Below are 21120 nucleotides of genomic sequence, written 5' to 3' on the forward strand. Positions count from 1 at the left end.
TAGGCGAGGACGAATAGTTCTTGCGAAGGGGCGTAGAAATCCTCGTTCGGAGTCCATGCCGCCTTAGCCTTGCTATCTGCCTGGTTATAGTCCAATGTGACCTGCGGCTCTGCCCACCGCTCCCGCCACCACTGGCGCCGCGGGCGCTCGTCCTCACGGTCCTCTGCCATGACCATCCCTTGCATCGCCCACCAAAGGTCGAGCAGGCCATCGGCGTCTAGTTCCAAAGCGTCAGCATAGGCGCGGACGATCGCTTCGGTCTTGGGTGGACGGTTCCCGCTTTCTGCCATTGAGACCGCAGCGATAGACAGCTTGGGGCTGAAAAAGCCAGCGACATCAGACTGGTTCTTTGACCTGTCCTTGCGCACGGCCTGCAACACGGCTCCGAATGCCACTGCCGAACTAGATCCTGGTTTCACTTCTCAAAATCCTCCTGAATCGGCTAACGTTGATTTCACAACACGAGCAACTCGTGAAAGTGAAATATATCATGAGGCGTCTTCTCGACCAGCGAGTCCGACGCCCTCCCGCAAGAGAAGGAAGTTTGGACATGAATCACGGGTTCTCATTCACGCGACTCGTCGACAGCATGGAGCAGCTGTCTCACGAGCTGCCTCGGGCGGTCACCTCAGCGAAGGCAATCGTGGGTGAAGTGAGAGAAATCTACTGCCTCGTATCCCCGCTGCTCGAGCGGTTCAACGCGAAGTAGGCCGCGGGCAACACCCGCCTAGATGCAAGCCGCCTGCGGACGACGGCACGCCGTAAGCCATGAACTTCGGTCGGTTCCCTCTACAACCCAACACCGGCTACTCCTGACAAGGAGTCATCATCACCTGCGGGCGGCCGAAAGTTGCCGAAGCGCGGTCGTTGTGGTTGCTAACGCTTGCTGGATACTCTGTGCATTCACAAGCGCGGTAACTGTTAACGGAACTACGGATCACTTCGAGATTTCACAAGATGATTCGAGTTACTAACCAGCGAGAGACTAATTAAAATTGCCGAAGCGCGGCCGCTCTGGTTGCTAACGCTTGCTGAATAGTCTGTACATTCACAAGCGCGGTAACTGTTAACGGAACTACGGATCACTTCGAGATTTCACAAGATGATTCGAGTTACTAACCAGCGAGAGACTAATTAAAATTGCCGAAGCGCGGCCGCTCTGGTTGCTAACGCTTGCTGAATAGTCTGTACATTCACAAGCGGGGAAATGATTGAAGGAACTACGGGTGGTTTTGAGATCTTTAAATACCGATTGGACTCCGTAGTGATACTCTTAGATTGTTCATACGGTTCAAACGGATTGATGCCACTGATCCGTATGGATTGACTTCTACGGAACCTCGGCCACGCTAGTTGTGGTGCAGAGTCCAAGGAAGGATAGGTGGGCGCCGACCAGGAGTGCTAGTCCGGCCGACGCCCGCAAGGGGATGATTGGCTAACGGAAAAGCCAGTTGTTCACTGACAGGAAAATAGAAATTGCCACGATGAGACGCTCGCAGGCCCTGAGAAGCTGCACTATCGTCGTGGCGTTTCTATGCGATCCAGAGCGCCTCGCCTTTCTCTTCTTCTTGCTCAATCCTTCTCCCCCCTTTCCTTACCACTCGGTACCTGCACTGCCTGATGCAGTGGAAAGTACGACCCGGAAAGTGGGTTGTTAAGATGTTACTGCACATTCAAAGACAAATTGATTTTTGGGGCTCGAATTTTCAAACTCGACCCCCGATGATGCAGCGGCCCTAGCCGTATTAGTGACTGCTCATATCTGCTTTTCCGAGCCCATGCACTGATCTGCTTGGCGCTGCCCAAAACTTGCTCCATCGCGGTAGGAAGGGCCTACTACAGCGGACGGCTCTGAGCACACCTATCCTGCGCGTTCGCCACGGCCATCCCTTCCAACCCAACCGAACACGACACCGCTTTGAAGAAGGCGAACGCGACAGGTTCTCAAGGAAACCGGAAGATAGCCTGCCGCGCCCCTGCCCCAAAGGGGCCGGGGCGCAACGCGAAGGCGACTTCAGGCTAGCTGGGTTCGCACGTCAGGGAACCAGCCGATCGGTGCCTTTTTCGGTTCCAAATGGACCGGGTCGCGGTGTGACTTCATGTCGCATTTGTGGAAGGGGCCGCGTGGGTCCAGAAGAACGCTCATGTGGTGGTCTGCGTGGTCTTTCCACCAGACACTGATTCCTGTCGCACCGTCGAGTCTTAGGTGTTCCCAGGCCCGCCACAGCGCTTCTATGCGGGAGACTGCTTCAGGGTGGAAGTACCATTCGATGCACCACTGCGCCGAGCGGCCGTCGACGCTGCGCACATAGGTTGGCAGCAGCTGCTCATGCAGGAACTCCTCGGCCGAGCCGTAGACCAGTTTCAGTTGCTTCTGTTCCTCCCCTGCATTGTCGGCGGGCTCGGTGCTGGTGCTGGCGACTTCGCCGAATCGGCCAATTTCGATGGTCATGCAGAATCTCCTACCCGGTTACCCAAGGATTAGCCGAAGGTGCCGCTGCTACCGTTACGGGTTCTTCCTCCGGCCGCGGACTGTACTTCTCGATTGACGCCTCCACAGCGTCCTTGTGCGTCCCCGTGTACCAGGGCGTGGTGCGGACCAGCGTGGCCGGCGCGCCTGATGCGAGGACCACGGCGCGGCCGCGGTCCAGTTCGGCGAGGTTGGAGACATCGAAGATGCGCTCCTTGCTTTCCTGACGGGAGCGGCTGGAGCCCGACTTGCCGGAGGAGACCGAGACACTGATGTAGCTGTAGTCCCCGATCAGGTCGGACAGCGCTCGGAGGAATCCTTCTTCGGCAACGCCGCCTCCGTAGACCTTGACGTTCGCGGCCGACCAGATTTTCCGCATGTTCGCCTCGCCCCACAGCTCCACACCCTGGGACCAGGACTGCAGGATCCCCATCACGATCAGGCCCTTGGAGCCGTAGTGGCTGAACTGGTCTGGCAACCCGGCCCATCGGACAACGTTGGCCAGCTCATCGAGAGCGAACAAGGCAGGCTTAGGAAGCCGACCGCCGCTGCGTTCGGCGCGTTCTTCCATCGCCTCAGCGATCGCCACGGTCAGGGCCGTGGTGAGAGGGGCGGCGGAGCCGGCCCCTTCCTTGGAAAGGATATAAATGGTCTCTTGGGACGCGGCGAAAGCGTGCGGGTTGAACTGGCGGCGGGTATCCGTGGCCACCGTCGCCCCACCAGTGGGAGCGACCCATCGCAGCGTGTTGCGGCTCTTGAGGCACTGGATCATTTTCTCGGCGGTGCCGAAGATCCCGTCGCGCTGCTTGTCAGCGAGCTTCAGCGTGGACTCCAAGCCCTTGTACTGCAGCTCGTAGTCATGCTGCCGGAGGATTTCGATGGGTTCCTGGCTGACCTGCTCCGTCACCCACAGGTAGATCTGCGTGATGGGAAGGTTCCCGAGAGCGGCGGCGAGGAAGTAGGAGGACAAAATGTCCTCGGCTTTCGGGTCAAAGTAGGCGTCGGGCTTGGATCCAGGAACACGGGAACCCATGGAGAAGTGCTGGGTGAGTTTGTAGGCTTTCTCTTCATCGGTGACGTAGGAGAGCGGGTTCCACCACCAGTCCGGATCCTCCTGAGCGATCTTCTGAGGATCGAACACCCACACCGGTGCGGTGTTCTCACGGACCCCGCGGGTCCCGTCCACGACGTCGCGCTTATTCGACGTCGAAACCACCGCACCGGGTGCGTCCAGGATGGCCGGTATCACTCGTGATGTTGATTTACCGGTACGGGGACCCCAAATGTCCAGGGACAGGTCTTCCCAGGACTGAAGGAACTTTTGCCCGGTGGCGACGACTTTGCCCACGACGATGCCTGGCGTGTCCGTCACGCCCAGACGCTCGGCGGTCGCTTTTGCTCCCTTCTCGGTGAACGCGGCCAACGCTTTGCCGCGGCCCAGGTAGCGGGCGGCTTTGTCGACGCGGGCACGCTTGGACGCGCCTTGCCGCCACGCCACGAGCACGACGATGGCCAAAGTCAGGACGAGCCCGGCCATGACGCAGACAACGACGGTAGCCTCCGTAGGCCACGGCACGCGGCCTTTGATTAGACCGGCGATCAGATCGATCGGGTGCGCCGGTGGGGCGGCGATGCCAGCCATCCACGAGCCGACGTGCAGGGCGGCGTAGGTGCCGCCGACGAAGACGACGATGAAACCGATGACCAGCCAGACCAGCAGGGCATCACCGACGCCGATTCCTTTGCGATTGGGCGCGCTCATTCTGATGCTCCTTCACTGGGCAGGGCCCTGGCCGCCGGTTCAAGCAGGGCCTTCGATGTGGTGCTCCACTTGGCATTGGTGTCGTTGATGCCTTCTGGGCCTTTCTCCAAGGATGTGAGTCCGACCTGAACGGGGATTCCGGGACGTCCGCCGACCTTGATGAGGAACTTTCCCCGGCCCGGAGGCTCAACATCGACGCCGCGGGAGTCCCACGCGGGCGGGTCCTGCCAGCAGATGAGCTTTTGCTGCTCCTGGCGCGAAAGCGGGATGGCGGAGGTCAACTGGGGCATTTCCGAGGCCGGCAGGCCGCCGCAGATCACCATGCCGGAGCGTTCGACGAATCCGCGGGCTTTCATCCGGTCCTCTTCTGCCGGCAAAGCCAGCAGGTCGGACATGGTGTGGGAGATCATGATCTGCCCGACACCGACGGAGCGGTTGAGCCGGGTCAGAGCGTCCACCCGGTCCACCATGCCCTTCCCGGCGCGCAGGGCCCGCCACAGTTCATCCAGGACGACGAAGTAGTTCCTGCGCGGTTCAAGCCCGGCGTCTGCCAGGGCATTGGCAACATTCACCGTGCCGAAACCGTAGGACCAGCACGCCAGCAGTACCGCGGCCTGCAAGTCCGTTTCGGTCTCATCAATGCTGGAAACGTCAAAGACCACGGCACGGTCGCGCACCATCGGCTCTGAAGTGTGGCGGGAGAAGATTTCCCCGAGCTTCCCGCCCCCGGTCAGCCCCAACAGGGTGGCCTCCAGCGCACGGGTCTCGCGCAGGTAGACAGACTTGTCTCCCCTGTCCAAGGCGACCTGACGCAGCTCGTCAGGCGCGGACACGATCACGTCCAGCAGGTCTTTCAATACCGGAACACCGTCAAAGCGTTCATCGAGGATCCGCAGGGCACGATCCAGGATCGTCTGTTCCTGATCGGTGGGTGGGCTGTTGCGGCTGATCGTGATCAGCGAAACAACCATGGTCAGGCGGCGGCCGTGCGCGTCAGCGCGGACCCGTGCCGCGTCCTCAGGATGGCCGTTGTCTTCCAGGATCTGGGCGGCTTCCACGGCCTGGCCCGGGTCAAGGATGTTCAGGTAGCCGACGCCGCGGCCAAGCCGAATCACCTGCCCGTTCAAGGCCTTGACGGCTTTGACGTGCTCGCCCTTGAGGTCGCCCAGGATCAGCGGGTGCACACCTTGGGCGGAGAGTCCGATGAACATCCGCCGCACCACAGTGGACTTCCCCAGACCGGGCTTGCCCAGGATGAACGCCGAGGGGTTGGAAATCAGCCGGGCCCGCTGGAACCAGCTGATCGGGTCGCAGCAGACCGTGGCCTGGGTTTCCTCGTGGCGTCCGAGCGGGATACCGATCATGGGTGAGGACGCACCGGAAGAGAAGGGCCACAGCCCGCACACCTGAACCGTGGTTCCCCGGTATTCCTTCACGGACGGAACCAGCTGTGCCATGCCCCCGCCCCGGCCGGGCCAGCCACGGGCACCCGGCGCAGCCTCGCGAGGCTGCTTCGCCGTCTTCTTCGGGCCGGCAGCGGTGTTGTGCTTGAAGGGGCGGGTGAAGAGCTTTGCTCGGGCCATTACAGGGCATCCTTAATCTCGGACGGAACCATGCTGTGCTTGGGCAAGACCAGCCCCAAAGGGAGGGACGCGGCGAACGCGGTGTCCTGGGATCCATAAGCGCGGCGCAGCAGCACCCGGGCGGTGCCGGAGGTCTGCTCGATGGCAGCGACGGCATCAGGGAGGCGTTCGGCGTCGGTGACGGTGGCCGTGACGACCATGCCGAAGTTCACCAACCCTGCGCCCTGGGCTTCTTCCTGGGCGGTTTGGGCCGCTGACCGGGCATCGACCAAGGCGCGGGCCGATGGCCGCGTGCCGGAAGTGACGCGGACATTGGCGTTGTTCTGGTCCCGCTCGACCACGGCTGCGGCGCGGGCCGAGTCCATGGGCCGGTACAGCAGCGAGATTCGCTTGCGGTCAATGTCCCCGTGGGGTGCCAGCAGGCGGGACAAGACGGAAGAGTTCACCGATCCCCGCGGTGCACCAGTCATGGTCCAAGATGCGGAGAAGGCGGAATCGTGCCGGTAGTCATCCCAGCTGGCCTGCGTTGCTGTAGGGCCGACTTCGCCCCAGGTCAGGGACACCGGGGAACCGGCGGCGTGGGCTTCATCAATGATCAGCGCCGCCGGAGGATCGTAGGCGACGCGCACGACCTCGCACAGCTCCTGGGCGGACATGGGACGGGCGATCCCGGCGCCGGTGGATTGAAGCCGTGCCGAGAGGCCCGGGATCCGGGACGCGAGGTCGCGGGCAACGTCTTCCGGGGTCCGCTTCTTGGCCCCGGCCCGAATGGCGGAGTTAAACGTCAAGGACACCCAGGCCCGTACCGTTGCCGATCCCTCCGGGTACGTGTCCACGACTTCGCCCAGCATGGCGCGGGCGAACTCGGGGGCGTTCGGGTCGATGTTCATCATGACTTCATTCCGAAGTCGGTAGCCGGAGTCAGGAGCGGTCTCTACCGTGACAGCCGCGGCGTCCAGGCCTGCTTCATCGGCCAGGGAGGCGAGCCAGCCGCCCCAGTTTGCCACCCAGGCATCGACCTGTTCCGGGTCAACGAGGGAGGCTCCATCAGGTTCAGTCGAGAAAATCACGGTGAAGTGATCCGTTGCGGGGACGTGCAGCAGGGCGAAGGGCCGCTTGTAGGAGTCGGTGAACTCGTACAGGGTGGACTTCGCTGCCAGCCCGGGAAGCTGGTACATGCCCCACTCCGTGACGCCCAGAGGGCCAGAACGGTAAAGGTTGGTTCCGGAGGACCGGGAGAGCTTGAACGCCATCCGGGTGCTGAACCGGTCAACAATGGACTGGCCGTGCTTGTCCTTGACTGTCAGCAGCAAAGCCATGACACCGGCAAAGGCAAGAACGCCCAGGCCCGCGAGCAACCCCCACAGAGCGAAGCTGACGATACCCATCAGGAGCCCGGCAAAGACAATGGCCGTACCGATCGCCCCAAGGTTGGCCAGGCCAGCTGAGCGCGGTACGCGCCAGTTGCCGTAGGAGGGTTCTTTGTACTCGGTGTTAATTGCTGCCACTGGGGCCCTCCCCTGCTGAATCCTGCGCTGTCTTTTCAATTGCCTGCGACGTCGTGGACGCCAACTTCGCGCCTGTGGCTACAGCCACTCCGGCTGGCCCAGCTGCCGCTGCACCGCCACCGGATCCTGCCGCTGACACCGCTCCACTGGAGCCAGTTGCTGCGGCCGTTCCGGTCCCTGCCTTGGCTGCTGCATCAGTGCTGGCGGCCCCGCCAGGTCCGCTGCTGCCCGGAGTGGGTTGCCCACCTCCGCCCCTAGGGCCGGCGGGTCCGTCGCTGCCCTTCGGCGAACTGCCGCCGTGCATGCTCTGCGTGTTTGACGTGCTCGTTGACGATGCGGGAACGGGGGATGCATTGCCCCTGCCGTTGCCGCCCCGGCCAAGTGAAACCGCGCCAGTGGCGATTGCTCCGACAGCTGCTCCCGCACCTGCGCCTCCACCGGAGGCAACCGCACCGACCATCGGTGTCACGAACCGCATCAACGCTGGAAGTGCGAACAGGGCAACGATCATCAGCGTGCATCCCGTGATCGAACCGACCAGAGCGTTCCCGCCGCCTTTGCTGTCCATGAGGAGGAATGCGACCGAGTACACGATCGCCGCGGCTGGCTTGTAGAGGATGAAGGCGATGGTCCAACTGACAGCCTTTTGAAACCACTGTCGGCCCATCTCCGTGTTCGTGAACGCGGCCGTGGTTGGGAGGATCCCGGCGAGGATCACCAACATACCGCTGCGCACCACCATCAGTACGACCTGGACCAGGGAAGCGATCAGTCCGATCAGACCCAGAACGATCAGGATGAACACCCCAACGCCGGTCTGGTTGGTCATCACCAGGATCTTCAGGGACTCCGCGAAACCCTTACCGTCGGTCGCACGATTGATGACCACCGCGGAAAAAGCGTCAGCTGCGACCACCAGAATGGAAATGACGCCCAAACCGAGGCCGGAGACAAGCGTCAGGGTGAGCAAGGACCGGAGCAGATCCTTCAGGGGCGCACCCCGCTGTTCCCAGATCAACCTGATACCACCCAGGATGACCGCCAAGACAGCAAGGGCCAGAGTCCACGGCATCAACTCACTGTTCACCACCGAAACAACGGGGCTTGCAGTTCCGTCCATGCTGGCCAAGTTCACGGTCGGCATCGAAACCCAGAAGGTCGACAGCGTGGTCACCATCTGGCTCATTCCCTCCATGATGGCTTTGGCGAGGTTGTTGATGGCATCGTCTGCAATTCCCGCGGCAACATTGCTGGCACCCTGTTGGGTCCAGCAGAGGGCGTTCCAAACTTCGCACTCTTTATCTGCCATGTCAGACGCCGGCCCAAGGAATGAATGAACTCAGGTCACTGATCTGCCGAACTCCATTTCCACCTGCGGCGGGGATATCCATCTTCCAGTCGCCGTTTTCCCACAGCAGGGAGGTTGAGAACGCGCCATATCCCCCGTCGCTGCTCTTGATTGCTAGCTCTACAACCGCAGCTTCAGGCGTATACGAGTGGATGATGAAGCCGGCGATCTGTACGTTCGGAGAGGTTCCCCCTCCGACGTCCTTGCCCTCCCTTATTGCCTGTACTGCTTTGTCCCGAGTGGGACTGTCAGCTGAGAGTTCCAGGTAAACCTGCTCCGCATAGCCATTGAACGAGGCAGCCCAGATGTTGGCCGTGGCGTAGAGCGCTCCTGTGGGCGACTGCGCGAAGCAGGACCTCAGCCCGTCCTTTCCTACCTTGCCGGGGCCTGCGGTGGATGGATCGGTCGGGACGGCCATGGTTCCCACTAACTCCCACTTGGACCTCGGTGCAGTACCCAGCGCTGTGTCTTTGCTGGCAGGGAGTCCGCAGGCACTCTCGTTAGAGGCAGTGGGCTTGCTGGGGCCAGCCGGGGCGGAGCTGGCCTGCGTGGGTGCTGGTTGGGCGTTTCCCTGTCCTTTGGGGAGCAGGAAGATGACGGCTGCTGCTGCGATCAGCGCGACCACCAGCGCGGCCGCGATGATGAAACCGGGCTTGGTGAACGGATTGCTGTCGGTGCTGCTCTCTGGTGATTGGCTCACGGTGAACCTCCCGTTGTTGGTGCTGGTTTAGACGAAGGCGCGGACGATGCCTGAGGAGCCGGTGATGATGATGCAGCCCATCAGGACCCAGCCGAGTTTGGCGATTGATTCGCCGCCTTCTCCACGACGGAGCTGGATGACCATGCCGATGCCGACGATGATCACGCCCAGGACGCCAAGGACGAGGCCGATACCGGAGGCCCAGTTCAGGACGGTGAGCAGTCCGCCGGCTTCGGCGGGCACGACGGGGGTCGGGTTGGGGATGACGCTCGCGGCAAGAGCGGAGAAGGAGTTCATGGTGAGACCTTTCAGTGGTTAGTGCTTTGGGTTAGGTTCCGTAGCCAGAGCAGCTACGTCGGTGATGAAGCGTTGATATTCCCTGCCCGTTGGCGTCGTCGTAGAGTCGCCGTGCCGCCATGCCTCGACCCAGGGGAGGAGCCAGAGGCGCGGTGCTCCCCCGCCGATAATCGCTGCGAAGTCGCGCAGTGCCTTGGGGGTCTTTCCGGGTGCGTCTGCCAGGACGGCGAGGCCGATAAGGTCAACTTCGGGTGTTGCTCCTGATGCCCATTGGGTCAGGGCGCTTTGCGCGGTGGTGAGGCCGCGTATATCGTTGCGGCAGACCAGCAGCACCCGAGGCTTGCTGCCGTCCTGCAAAACAGGCCAGCAGTGCCCGGTAGGGCGTGCCCCGTCGATCAGGTCTGCGGTGCGGCTCTCACCTGCTCCCCCGTGGCTACCAACAATCCACAGCAGCGCTGACCCGGACACTACGCGGTTGGCCAGTCGGTCTGCGGTGTCCGGTTCGACCATGCCCCTCAGCGGTGTGCTGATAACGGCAGTAGGCGGGACGTGCACCTCGGGTGCCTCCTCGTCGGAGCTTTCGGCTGAGCTGGTGATCCATGGGTTCAGAGACAGTTGCATGGTTCCTCCTTCCTTTCGTTCGCTGTTGGTTGTTAGAAGCCCTTGGCGACGGCCGCGGCCGCAGCCAGCCATGCCCGCTGGGTCGCGGGCTGGAGCGCTTCGTAGCGGATAGGACCGTTCACCAGGGCGGGGTCGTACGGGATACGGACGACGGCCCGCACGAACGGCTCGAAGCCGTCTGCGATGCGCTGTGCCTCGGCTTTGGCGCGCTTGAGGGCGTCCCCTGTCATGCTGCGTTTGGCGTCGGTGGATTCGGAGACGATCACGACGGCGTTGCGTGCCAGTTCGGCGTCGTGGCCACCACGGGATTCGAGGGTCTGCAGCGTCAGACGGGCTGCTTCTGCACGGTCCTCGATGGCGGTGACCGGGACGACGAGCTGGTTCGTGTGGTCGATCATCCGCCGCCAGTTCGCGGCGCGGGCGGTGTTGCCGGAGTCCATGATGACCAGGCGGTAGTAGCGGGTGAGGACCTGGTGGGCGATGTCCACTTCCTCGGCGGTGACTTCATGGTCGCCTTCTTCGTTCTCATCCGAGCGCAGCACGTCGAACTTGTCGGCGGTCTGGTGGTGGACGAACTTGGCGATTTCGGCCGCGTTCGTGGAAGGGGACAGCAGCTCTGTGGAGGAATCGATCAGGTCCAGGACGCTGCGGCCGTGGGCGCCTTTCTCGGTCCGCCATCCCAAGGTCCCCTGGGATTCGTTGTTGTCCCATGCCACCGTTGCCGCGCCACTGTACCGGGCGAGGATCGCCGAAAGCATCACAACGGTGGGCGTCTTGTTGGCCCCGCCCTTGCGGTTGACCACGGCGATGGTCCGCGGGCCGGGCCAGTGCTGGCTGACGGTGCGGATGTCTTCGCGCTCGGACAGCTCCTCCGCTGAGGGGTCCATCCGCAAGCCCAGGCGGGTCAGGGTCCCGCGCCAGCCCTGCGTGGCGGGCTCCAGCACCGGGGCGCTGACCAGGAAGGAGGTCTCCTTCAAACTACGTCGGGTCACCGGAGCATCGGCTGCAGCAGCCTGCTCGGGTGCCGCGGCCTCGGCCAACGTCGTCTCCCCTGGAAGGGGCGGCCAAGGCTGACTGTCCGCCATCGGCTGGGCAGCTTCAGGCTTCGCCACAGGCGCTGCGATGGGAGCGTTCTGAACGACTTCCGGTGCGGCCGCTGCTGGCGTACTGGCTGCACTGCCGGTGCGCCGGCGGGCGGCCCGGGGCTCGTAGGAGACGGATTCGACGTTGCCGTCCGGGTGGACAATCAGTTCCCCTTGGCCTTCGGGATCCTCGATGCGGACCCGGACGGGGCGCTGTAGCCTCCTGGCTTCGGCCACGACAAGGGCCAAGGCGTTGTCGCGCAGATCCTGCAGCGTCTTCCCTGCCGGGACGACGCGGGAATTTCCTGCGACGACGACCTCGGCAGTGCCGTTGTCACCGATGATGGCCTTGATGTTCGGGAAGGCCAGGACCTCTGTTGGTGTGGTGCTCATGAAACCTGATTCCTTACGTTGACGGGGTCGGTGAAGTGCGGGCGCTTAGGAGGTGGGCGGAGTGAGCCGGTTGACCTTCCACGGAGCCTCCGGGCCGGTGCGGAGCAGCTGCAGGGTGTAGGTCCCGGCATCGGTGGGAACGGCTGCCATGACCCCGTAGCCGTTGGCCTCATCGACCGTCAGCCTCGCGGGTCCCGTGACCCGGGTGGCGGGGACATTGGCCGGATCCACAGCGGAGTAGTCGGCGGTGGCCTGTGGTGTGAGCCACCGGGCGAGGTCGTTGGCCCACTGACTGTCCTCCAAGCCCGGGCGGGCGTAGTCCGACATGGCGTTCTGGGCGATGTCTACGGCGGCGTCCTTGCTGGCCTGATCCCAGCTGATGCCGATGGTGGCCGGCACGGTGCCACCGGGCGCCTGGGGGCCGCTGCCCGCGCTCAGAGAGACCGGAGCGGAAGCAGTGGCGACTGTGCTGGTCGCCGGGGCCGGTGTGGTGTTTGCTGCCGGTGCGCAGGCCGTGCACAGCAGCACCGCCGCCGTCAGTGCCAGTGATTTCTTCACTTCTTCTCCTCTTGGGTGGGCAGGTACAGGAAGGCTGACGGGGCCGTGTTGCTCACGGTGCGGGTGTAGTAGTTGTGGTCATCCGGTGGCGGGTTGCCGTTGTAGCCCTCTTCGACGTAGGTCCCGTTGTCCTTGACTTCCTTCACTACGGCGACGTGTCCATAGGTCGGGTCCGCTCCCCCCGGCGCCGGGCGCGTACCAAACGACCGCGCCCACTCTGGGCGTACTGCCGGTGGCCCAGCCCTTGGCGTCCCAGCCGGCCTTCCAGGTCAGAGCGGAACCGAGGCCCTGTCCGTCTGGGCGGAAGGTGCCGTTGAGGAACTTGAACGGCGCACTGGTGGAACCCATCTGCTGGTTCACCCTCCACAGGGCAAAGTCCACGCATTCGCGGTAGAACATGCCAAGCGGCGAGGCCGCCGCTGCTCCCGGTCCGGCCTGCATCCAGGTGGGTGAGTTCTTCCACGGGTAATCGTCCCCGGCGCCGGACTGCCCAGGAAGCGAGCAGCCGCTGCCTTCCAGCGAGAACTTGCCGTCCGAGAGTGCCTGGACGAGCTTCACGGCTTCGGGCCAGTACTTCTGGTAGTGGTACGGGTCCGCGTTCCGCTGGACCTTGTTCCCGGCGATGGTCGGCTCCAGGAGCTCCCAGCCCGGTACAGCCTGCAGCGCCTTGATGAAGTTGGTCGCGCTGATGCCCGGGTCCATCCGGTCCGCGTAGGAGCCCCAGGCGCCGTTCCCACGCTGCTGGAACAACCCACGGGAATCCGGCCCGGCGGTGTCACCGCGGTCCAGAACACGCAGCCCAGATTCCCCCAGAGCGACCATGACGCTGATCATTTGGCCCTTCACGGGAAGGTCGAGCACCTTGCCGGCACCCATGATCGCCGCCGCGTTCTTCAACTGCTCCTGGGAGTACCCCTCGACCTTCGTATCGCCGCTGATGGTGACTGAACCGGTCGGGCCGCAGTCCGCAGCGGCCGGCTTCGCCGGGGCAAGGAGTAAGAGGATGGAAAAGACCAGCCCGACCAAGATGCTGGGGACCGCGATCATGGCCGCGAGGCCAAACGACTTCCGCTGCATGATCTTCCCCCTTTGAGCCCTTAACTGGCCCACACCAAGACTACCCACCTGTAGTGGACATGTGCAATGTCTGTAGTGAGCATGCTTCATACATATCCAAGGGTTAGAGGACCGTTTACGATGATTGGGCTTCGTTACTCTTCCCTGATCGGCGCTGGAGGGTGGGACTTGATGCTGAGGACACGGCGTGGCCTCGTCTGCCTGGCGTTCCTCGTACCCGCGGGCTCACTATTCGGATTCGCGGTCATCATGGCCCGCAAGATCGTTAAACGGGGTCCAAAGGACTACCGTCGTGCCGTGCTGACAGATGATGGCCGCGGAGTCCGCATCGACTTGGATGACTACACCAAAGCCAACGGTGACTTCGCTGTGTTCGATCCTGCGGCTGAGCGCTACATCAGGGTCGGGGAGGTGACGCTGATCGACGAGGATCATAAGTTCGTGGAGCGTCGAATTCATCCGACAGGGTCCGCGCCGATGACTTTGGGGCCCGTGGTCGACTGGACGCCCGACGTGTTCTTCGAACCCTCCGCCGTGGCCGGGCGGTTTGAAGAGGTCCACATCCCCACCGCCTACGGTGCGGCGCCCGCATGGCTATTCGAAGGTAAGAACGCCGACACATGGGTGATCCATATCCATGGCAGCTGGACGGACCGCTCGATCATGTTCCGTGACGTCCATGCCTTCAGCCCCTTGGGATTCACCTCTTTGGTGCCCTCATTCCGCAGCGACCTGGAGGTCAGCCCACCGCAGGCCGAATCAAGCCACCTTGGGCAAACGGAATGGCGTGACGTGGACAGCGCTGTGGCCTACGCCGTTGCTTACGGTGCGCGGCGAATCATCCTCTCGGGCTGGTCAATGGGTGGGACCATTGCCCTGCTCACAGCGGAGCGCAGCGCGTACCGTGACCGGATCGTCGGGATCGTCCTGGTAGGACCGGTCACGAGCTGGCGTAAAACCATCACGGCGGGAGCGGCGGCCGCCGGCGTGCCTGCGGTAGGTGCCGGCCTTGTCATGTCCTTGCTGCAGGCTCCTCCATTCGCGAAGATGCTCGGGCTGGAGGAACCGATTGACTTCAATGCCCTTGAATGGGTCGACGCACCTAACCGGGTGTCAATTCCGACGCTGGTCCTGCACTCGAGCGCGGATCAGGAGGTTCCCTGGGAAATCTCGGCGGCGTTCCAACGCGCGAACCCGGACACCGTCACCCTGATTCCGTTACCTGAGGCGCACCATACCCAGGAGTGGAATGCCTCGCCTAGTATCTTCACTGACGAACTCACGAGTTGGATCAGCAAAACGATCCTGACGGAAGGCTAAACCTGCGCGTCCAGTTTGGCCTCGATCTGGCTGATCCTGCCCTGAACAGACTCCGGGAACGGGCACATGTTCCCGCGCTGGTAGTTGTGCAGAACAATGAGGCTTTTGTAGACCCCGTTTTCCAGCGTTTCATTGAACAGGTCCCAGGCCGGGCTAACCCGGGATTGATCTGCCTTTACCCGGACCCTCAGCGCGGTAAGCCAAAGCGCATCGATCATCCAGAGCCGCAATTTCGGCAGCTGCTTGGACAGGAGAAGAATCAGCCACCCCGCAGCCGTCACCGAGAGGCCGGCATAAAAAAGCCGGTCAAACCAAGCTCCGATCGCCTCCGCGACAGCATGCCAGGGCGTGAAGTGGAACAGCAGCACATATGCAATGTGGCACGAGACGGCCGCCGCAACGACGAGCAGGCCCGCTGAGAATGTTGCGTACAGGCCTCTGGCCTTGTGCCGGAGCATGTAGATGATCCTAAGCACGGTGAATAGCAGCGCGAGCATGTACGTGCCGCTGTAGGTGGCAGTTGCGAGTTGGTCCATGCGGTAATCAATGAAGTCCGCAGAGGTTGGAGCTTTGTCCTCAATAAGGGCGAAGCTGACAATCATGATGGGAATGCTCAATAACGGAGCATAGTAGGTCCACCTGACTGGTACGTTTGCTAACCGCCGCACGCTGTCGTTGAAGAAGAAGATTGCCAGCAGCGCGAAGATGGCTTGAAGAAGGTTCGTCACGTTGATGCCACCGAGGTAGCTGTCGATGGACGCCAGCGGTGTGACGGTCCCCAGGACATAGAGCGCGGCGAGGCCGAACATTGATGCCACCCACGAGGCCCGGGCCTCAACCACTTTAACCACCGAGGGGATCCGGAGGAGGCAAAGGCAACTAAGCAGCGCAAAGAGCAGCAGTTTCATGGTCTAGAGGAAAGGCTCAGGCGTGGACGAGCTGCGTGCACGGGTCTTCTTGGACATCTCGAAGGCGAACTCCTCTACCCACCGTTCGACAGGATGATTCGGAACAGACCTGCAGGTCACACTAATTGCGTCCGCGGTCTCCCGCAGCATCTCCTCGGAGAGATTCGGCAGAGTCAAGGAAGTCCCAAAGCTTTCCAGATATATGTGGCCGAGCTCGTGATAGATGCAGTGAAATTTGTACTGCTGCGATTTCTGCGGGGGGAAATAGACATTAATGCGGTCTTCAAACTCGGCTTTGAAAGCCGTCAACGCGCCCCAGGACTCATCGAACTCGATCAAGTTGATCGGCTTCTCACAGATCACGGTCAAGCGCTCAACAACTTCGTCCAGCGACGTCGTGCCGTCTCCGCATAACTCCCGGACCTTGTCTGCGACCGGCGGGAGTCCCATTCAGTCTTCCTCTTCGCCGTTCATCGACGCATCGATGATCCTGGTAATCGTCCGCAGCATTTCGGGCGAGGTGGCCCCCAGGTTTCTCGCCGCAAAGTTCTTCACCTTGAGCTTGCGCATCTGCACAAGGAACTCCATGCGCGCTTCCACCTCAGGGGGAGTCTCACTGTTGAGATCACACAGGTAACTGGCGGGTACGGCAAAAACGTACTCTGCTATGCCCTTCAGCAGTTCCTGATCGGTCACTAAGCTGCCGGTGCCATTGATCAAGTAGGACCATCGCGTCCGGGACAGGTGGATTCCGTGCGCCGAAAGTGCCTCTTCCACATGAGGGTACGTGAGCGCACTGTTGTTATCGGACTCCCAGATATCCACCAGGATGCCCATGCGATCCGCCAAGCGCTCTTTCTTCTGTTGCTGCGTGAGAAACACGCTGCGGCCCCCGTTTGCCATCTATGTAGCTCCTTAGCAGCTCAGCCTCTTGTGTGTACCGCCACACAAAGCAGGCGGGCAGCTGACAAAAATGTTACCCGATGGCTACCGCACGGTACAGGCAGTGAGTTGTGCATGTGCGGAGCATGTATGTAGTCTGGCGATTGCTTGGCCTTTTGCGAAAGAGCACCAAGCGCCATCGCGGCAGAACCTATAGGACTACAGGTTCTCTGGAACCGAAGTGAGGGTGAGTGATTTGGAGGAATACCGTCCACCCAAGCTGCTCGGTAAGAAGGCGCCGCTGAACTGCCTTGTGCTCCCGGATCAGCACCACGCCGCATGGAAGGCGACGCAGAGATACAACATGTCCTTTGGCGAGTATGTGGGCGCTTTGATAGACCGCGCTGAAGGCCGGCCCAACAAACTTGATGGGATGCAGCAAAACGCATCCCCCCTTGAAGAGCGTTAGGACCAGCAAATGCCACAACCGCCGAAAAGAGCGACACGCCGCCGCCGCGTGCCGGGTTTCGTTTATCAAAACCGCTTAGATAGCACTATGGCAATTCAGAAGCTCGCCCAGGGAGGCCGCCCTTCCAAAGGACCCCGGCACACGTTCGTCGTAAAGCCCGATCTTGCACGGGCAGAAAAGCTGAGGGCAATCATGGAAGTTCTCGGCACGAATGCCGTCGATTACCTGACTCCTCTGGTTGCCGCCCACATAGATTCCATCGACCTTGAAGAACTGCGCAATCAGGAGACTTTGCCTATACCGAAGGCCAGTTAATAACTGAAGGCCCGCACATGGCGGGCCTTCGTTAAGTATCTAGTTCAGATCTCGTTCTTGGCGGGATGTCGGTCTGAACTTTTATCCAACACCCACCCAGTGGGTGGATCTTGCCATTCCCGAAAGGGGAACTGCTGTCTATGGTACCGGAAGTCAATTCCGCGTCAACGCATGCCCGTGAGAGTGTCGTCGCTGCGCGTCAAGTCACGCCGCAAGATGCCTGGGTCCTGGCTCCCCTGATTGCCGGCGAAAACTCGTACCGTGTTGGCCGATGGATCGGGACCAGGTTCCAGTACCCCCGGCCAGCAACCCCACATGCGATTACCACGTCGCTGCCCGACCGCCCTGCAGCGGTCATGATCCATGGCGCGGACGGCTCCGTAGCCACGCTCTGCATCGACCTCGATACCTCCAAAGCACTGAAGAGCGTCGTGGATTCAGACGCCGCCCGGCTGAGGAAGCTTCTGGATGAAGCCAACGTCGGATTCGTGGAGGATTTCTCCCCCAGCGGCGGAAGGCACATCTACATTCCCCTCCAACAACGCCTCACCGCCGCCAAAGCCCGCGAGCTCGTCGAAGCCCTCGGCCTTCTCGCCGCAAGCTTGGACCCGAGTCCCCACCAGAACATCACCGACGGATGCATCCGAGTCCCCGGGTCAAGGCACAAGGCCGGCGGCTACCAAACCCTCATCACTCCCCTGGCCAACGCCTACGCCACACTCCGCGTACGCAACTCACCACACGCCGTAGCAGCACTGGGAGCCGCCTTGGCCCCCGAATTGGCCCGCAACAAGGCCATCCAGGAACGCCAAGCCAAAGCAGCAACGGCAGCACGGACTACTGCTGCACAGCTGCCCCTTGTGGGCCGCAGCGAGTCCCCCCTGCGGCGGATTGCACGCACCGGGCTCTACGACACTGCCAAGTACGCCAGCCCCTCTGAGGCACGCATGGGCGTACTGGACCACTTCGCTGGCTGCGGGTGGTCCCTTCAAGACGTGGAAAACGAGCTCAACGGCCAGTTCCCCGGCCTCGCGGCGCTCTACGGCACGCAAGCCAACCAGGCGCGGCTCCTCCCCACTGAATGGGCCAAAGCCCAGGCCTACACCAACGCTGGCAGCACCCAAAAACGCAGGTCCCGCGAAACCGGGAAAGACAATGCCCTTATTAACAACACAAGCCCCACAAAACTCACAGGGGGGGCAACCGACCGCAGCGCCACTGCAATCCACCAACTCGTGAACGACTTGGAAAACGTCCTGTACGCCGTACTGGATCACCGCTTGGCCGCCAGGGGCAGAGAAGGAGTAGGCCTCCGGCTTTTGATGCGCGGCCTACTCGGCTACATGCGGGCGAAAGAAACGGACCTTCTCGACGTTGGCTGCCGCACGCTTGCTGTCGCCCTGGGAAAACACCACGTCACCATCGCTCGACTGCTGCCCGTACTGGCCCAAGCTTCAGACGGGATCCTTACAAAAGTTGCAGACGCCCGCCACAAGACAGCAGACGTTTACCTTATCCAGCTCCCCGAGCACTACCAGAAACTAGCGAGGGAGGTGACCTGGCGCAAAGGGCGGATCCACGCTGTACGACCTGTCTTCCGCCATCTGGGAGACGTTGCAGCTCTCGTATACGAGGCTATTGAACGAGCCAGGCACTCCCCGACCACCGCGGAAATCGTCCGCGCTACAAGCATCAGCCGCAACGCTGTATCGACCGCTCTTGCCGATATGGAAGCCCTTGGCATGATCCGCCGCGACCACGGCCAGTGGAAGTGTGCAGCAGCTAACCTCACCGATTTGGCAGCGCGCTTGGGCGTACTGGAGGACTACCAGAGCCAGATCAGCCGTTACCGGTTCGAACGCGCTGCGTGGCACGCATATCTCGACCGATTCCTCACTAATCGGATCGAGGAACATGACCTGTACGATCCAGAGCGGGACGAGTACTGGTTGCCCCCTGGCGAATCTCATATCTGGTTTGCCGCGTAAAGCAAGAGAGCGCCTCCTCGCAGGCCGCTGACCAGCAGCACGCGGTGAAAGACTGTTCCCTACGGTCCGAGACTTCGGCGGCCGTCCCCGCCGCCTCGCGGCCGGGTTTCTTTCAGCAGGGAGACCACGCATCGAGCGTGCGGAGCCGGGGTCTTAGAGGCAGCGGAACCACTCTCCGGGGCGGGTTCTGAGGCAACAGATGGATCACCAGGGGCAGGCAAATTACACTTGCGAAAATTGCGTATACAGGGAAACAAGTTGATCTTTTTTTACTGGTTTGACTTTTTTCACAAGTGAAACAAGTCAAAGCAGGGTAGCCAGCTTCACAAGTGAAAAAAGTAAAGACACGCTAGCCAGCTTCACAAGTGAAAAAAGCTTTGCTGTTTACGCTTGAAACACTTGTGAAAGGAAGGGCTCGATGAAACACGACCTGGACCGTGGCACGCTCAGCAGGGTAATCGCGGTAATCAACGGCAAAGGCGGGGTCTTCAAGACCAGCCTTGTAGCCAACGTCGGTGGACTCCTTGCAGAGGCCGGCTCCCGGGTACTCCTCGTGGATCTGGACCCGCAGGGCAACCTCGCCGAGGACCTGGGTTATTCCGACCAGGGGGACGGTGGCAGGAGTCTTGCAGCTGCCCTCTGCTTCGGAGCCGAGCCTGCCTTACTGCCGAATGTTCGACCTAACCTGGACGTCATCGCGGGAGGGCCCGAACTTGACGATGCAGCAGCATTCCTTGGTGCCAAGGCCCAAAAGGACCGCGACGCAGCTCATCTAGCGCTTGCGAAGATGCTGGCCACCATCGCGGGGGAGTACGACCTCGTTCTTCTTGATTGCCCGCCGGGCAACGAGCCACTCCAGGCCGCGGCCGCCGCGGCGGCCCGGTACGCCCTGGTGCCGCTGAAGACGGACCTGTCCAGCCGCAAAGGTGTCGCTGCGGTGGCAGCACGTATGGACAGCGTTGTCGGACTCAACCCAACACTGGATCTCTTGGGTGTCGTACTGGTTGGAACTGGAACCAATTCAAAGCAGGTCCACAAGGTCACCCGCGATCACCTCATTGCCGACTTCGGTACGGATGAAGTGCTGTTCCCCATGACCATCCGTCATGCAGAAGCGACCGCCCAGGCCTGTAGGGAGCGAGGGCTGCTTGCGCACGAACTCGAACGGGAACTTAGCAAAGCACCCAAGTGGTGGGAGATTCGCCGTGGAGAAGCTAAGGCCACGAATTCAGGGCCAAGGTCTGCATCCAGCGTTGCTGAGGACCTTCATGCGGTCGCCATGGAAGTAACGCGGCGAGTAGCCGCTACAGAATCCCAGGGGGTCAGCGCATGAGCACCGCAGACAACACCAGCCGGCCCGCACTAGGGTTGCCACCGCGTCCCACGGCGGCCGCGACGACCGATGCGCCACTAGCGCGCATGCTCTCGGGTCGCCGCCAGGAGGCACCGGCGAAGAAGGAGGAACCAAAGGGTTCCCCAACTGAGAACATGACGGTAAGCATCCCGACCGCCCTGCGCAATCGTGCCAAAGCCGCCTACAAGGCGACCAGCTACGCCGAGGGCGACAACACCTGGGCACACTTCGTTGCTAAGGCCATCGAAGCAGAAACCCGCCGCCGCGAAGCCGAGCATAACCAAGGCGAGATGTACCCATCCTGGGGGGAGAAGCTGCCCGGCGGCCGGCGGCTGAAGGACAGCTGATGCAGGTCCACAAAAAGAAGAGCACGGAACCTTTGGTTCCGTGCTCTTCTTTGTTACACACGATGCCGTGCTACAGGAGACAGCCGCTCTACCACTGAGCTACGTCCCCGTGAACGTGGAGACGAGGGGAATTGAACC

22 protein-coding genes are annotated in these 21120 nt (G+C 61.8%); 7 read left to right on the forward strand and 15 right to left on the reverse strand.

Translation table 11 applies throughout. The features are described from left to right. The coding region (locus ABIE00_RS25630) for a helix-turn-helix domain-containing protein (protein WP_354263766.1) at window positions 1–395 on the reverse strand (395 nt) is incomplete at its 3' end. A gap of 155 nt (window positions 396–550) precedes the next feature. Between ABIE00_RS25630 and ABIE00_RS25635 the strand changes: the two genes are divergently transcribed. Beyond that, complete coding sequence (locus ABIE00_RS25635; protein ID WP_354263767.1) at window positions 551–709, forward strand: hypothetical protein; 159 nt, start codon at window positions 551–553, stop codon at window positions 707–709. A gap of 1305 nt (window positions 710–2014) precedes the next feature. On the opposite strand, the gene ABIE00_RS25640 is transcribed toward ABIE00_RS25635, so the two are convergent. The 11 genes from ABIE00_RS25640 to ABIE00_RS25690 form a co-directional block, all read right to left on the reverse strand. Then, complete coding sequence (locus ABIE00_RS25640) at window positions 2015–2452, reverse strand: DUF4913 domain-containing protein (RefSeq protein ID WP_354263769.1); 438 nt, start codon at window positions 2450–2452, stop codon at window positions 2015–2017. Window positions 2453–2462: 10 nt separating this feature from the next. Continuing rightward, on the reverse strand, window positions 2463–4232 hold the full coding sequence (locus tag ABIE00_RS25645; protein WP_354263771.1) for a type IV secretory system conjugative DNA transfer family protein: 1770 nt from the start codon (window positions 4230–4232) through the stop codon (window positions 2463–2465). Then, on the reverse strand, window positions 4229–5815 hold the full coding sequence (locus ABIE00_RS25650; protein WP_354263772.1) for a putative type IV secretion/conjugal transfer ATPase: 1587 nt from the start codon (window positions 5813–5815) through the stop codon (window positions 4229–4231). Before ABIE00_RS25650 ends, ABIE00_RS25645 begins: the two co-directional genes overlap by 4 nt. Continuing rightward, on the reverse strand, window positions 5815–7323 hold the full coding sequence (locus ABIE00_RS25655; RefSeq protein WP_354263773.1) for an SCO6880 family protein: 1509 nt from the start codon (window positions 7321–7323) through the stop codon (window positions 5815–5817). Before ABIE00_RS25655 ends, ABIE00_RS25650 begins: the two co-directional genes overlap by 1 nt. After that, a complete protein-coding gene (locus ABIE00_RS25660) occupies window positions 7310–8632 on the reverse strand; it encodes a TrbL/VirB6 family protein (RefSeq protein ID WP_354263775.1) in 1323 nt (440 codons plus the stop codon). The genes ABIE00_RS25655 and ABIE00_RS25660 overlap by 14 nt, the downstream gene beginning before the upstream one ends. 1 nt (window position 8633) lies before the next feature. Next, window positions 8634–9371 carry a DUF8175 domain-containg protein gene (locus ABIE00_RS25665; protein ID WP_354263776.1) on the reverse strand — a complete coding sequence of 246 codons (738 nt, stop codon included), beginning with the start codon at window positions 9369–9371 and terminating at the stop codon, window positions 8634–8636. Between the two features lie 27 nt (window positions 9372–9398). Continuing rightward, window positions 9399–9668 carry a hypothetical protein gene (locus ABIE00_RS25670; protein ID WP_207597822.1) on the reverse strand — a complete coding sequence of 90 codons (270 nt, stop codon included), beginning with the start codon at window positions 9666–9668 and terminating at the stop codon, window positions 9399–9401. An 18-nt stretch (window positions 9669–9686) separates the two neighbouring features. Next, on the reverse strand, window positions 9687–10289 hold the full coding sequence (locus ABIE00_RS25675) for a DUF6668 family protein (RefSeq protein WP_354263778.1): 603 nt from the start codon (window positions 10287–10289) through the stop codon (window positions 9687–9689). Between the two features lie 32 nt (window positions 10290–10321). Next, window positions 10322–11764: a chromosome partitioning protein ParA gene (locus ABIE00_RS25680; RefSeq protein ID WP_354263779.1), complete on the reverse strand. Its 1443-nt coding sequence runs from the start codon at window positions 11762–11764 to the stop codon at window positions 10322–10324. 45 nt (window positions 11765–11809) lie between these two features. Then, window positions 11810–12322: a hypothetical protein gene (locus ABIE00_RS25685; RefSeq protein ID WP_354263780.1), complete on the reverse strand. Its 513-nt coding sequence runs from the start codon at window positions 12320–12322 to the stop codon at window positions 11810–11812. A 78-nt stretch (window positions 12323–12400) separates the two neighbouring features. Continuing rightward, a complete protein-coding gene (locus tag ABIE00_RS25690) occupies window positions 12401–13399 on the reverse strand; it encodes a CHAP domain-containing protein (protein ID WP_502914308.1) in 999 nt (332 codons plus the stop codon). Between the two features lie 249 nt (window positions 13400–13648). Between ABIE00_RS25690 and ABIE00_RS25695 the strand changes: the two genes are divergently transcribed. After that, entirely contained in the window at window positions 13649–14719 is a 1071-nt protein-coding gene (locus tag ABIE00_RS25695; RefSeq protein ID WP_354263781.1) for an alpha/beta fold hydrolase, read from the forward strand. Here ABIE00_RS25695 and ABIE00_RS25700 read toward each other — a convergent pair. Genes ABIE00_RS25700 through ABIE00_RS25710 form a run of 3 tightly spaced genes read right to left on the reverse strand, consistent with a single transcriptional unit; the run spans window position 14716 to window position 16530 of the window. Then, window positions 14716–15627: a hypothetical protein gene (locus ABIE00_RS25700; protein WP_354263782.1), complete on the reverse strand. Its 912-nt coding sequence runs from the start codon at window positions 15625–15627 to the stop codon at window positions 14716–14718. The two genes, ABIE00_RS25695 and ABIE00_RS25700, sit on opposite strands and share 4 nt — an antisense overlap. 3 nt (window positions 15628–15630) lie before the next feature. Next, window positions 15631–16077 carry a hypothetical protein gene (locus ABIE00_RS25705; RefSeq protein WP_354263784.1) on the reverse strand — a complete coding sequence of 149 codons (447 nt, stop codon included), beginning with the start codon at window positions 16075–16077 and terminating at the stop codon, window positions 15631–15633. Then, the gene (locus ABIE00_RS25710; RefSeq protein WP_354263785.1) at window positions 16078–16530 is read right to left on the reverse strand and encodes a hypothetical protein; all 453 of its coding nucleotides are present in this window, start codon (window positions 16528–16530) and stop codon (window positions 16078–16080) included. Between the two features lie 226 nt (window positions 16531–16756). On the opposite strand from ABIE00_RS25710, the gene ABIE00_RS25715 reads away from it, so the two are divergent. The 5 genes from ABIE00_RS25715 (at window position 16757) to ABIE00_RS25735 (ending at window position 20982) form a co-directional block, all read left to right on the forward strand. Next, entirely contained in the window at window positions 16757–16978 is a 222-nt protein-coding gene (locus tag ABIE00_RS25715; protein WP_354263786.1) for a hypothetical protein, read from the forward strand. A gap of 87 nt (window positions 16979–17065) precedes the next feature. After that, entirely contained in the window at window positions 17066–17293 is a 228-nt protein-coding gene (locus ABIE00_RS25720; RefSeq protein ID WP_354263787.1) for a hypothetical protein, read from the forward strand. A gap of 356 nt (window positions 17294–17649) precedes the next feature. Beyond that, the gene (locus tag ABIE00_RS25725; protein WP_354263788.1) at window positions 17650–19281 is read left to right on the forward strand and encodes a hypothetical protein; all 1632 of its coding nucleotides are present in this window, start codon (window positions 17650–17652) and stop codon (window positions 19279–19281) included. Window positions 19282–19699: 418 nt separating this feature from the next. Next, a complete protein-coding gene (locus ABIE00_RS25730) occupies window positions 19700–20614 on the forward strand; it encodes a ParA family protein (RefSeq protein WP_354263789.1) in 915 nt (304 codons plus the stop codon). Further along, a complete protein-coding gene (locus ABIE00_RS25735) occupies window positions 20611–20982 on the forward strand; it encodes a ParB family protein (RefSeq protein ID WP_354263790.1) in 372 nt (123 codons plus the stop codon). Before ABIE00_RS25730 ends, ABIE00_RS25735 begins: the two co-directional genes overlap by 4 nt. The last annotated feature ends 138 nt before the right edge of the window (window positions 20983–21120 follow it).

The sequence above is a fragment of the Arthrobacter sp. OAP107 genome, from assembly GCF_040546765.1.
Lineage (GTDB): Bacteria > Actinomycetota > Actinomycetes > Actinomycetales > Micrococcaceae > Arthrobacter.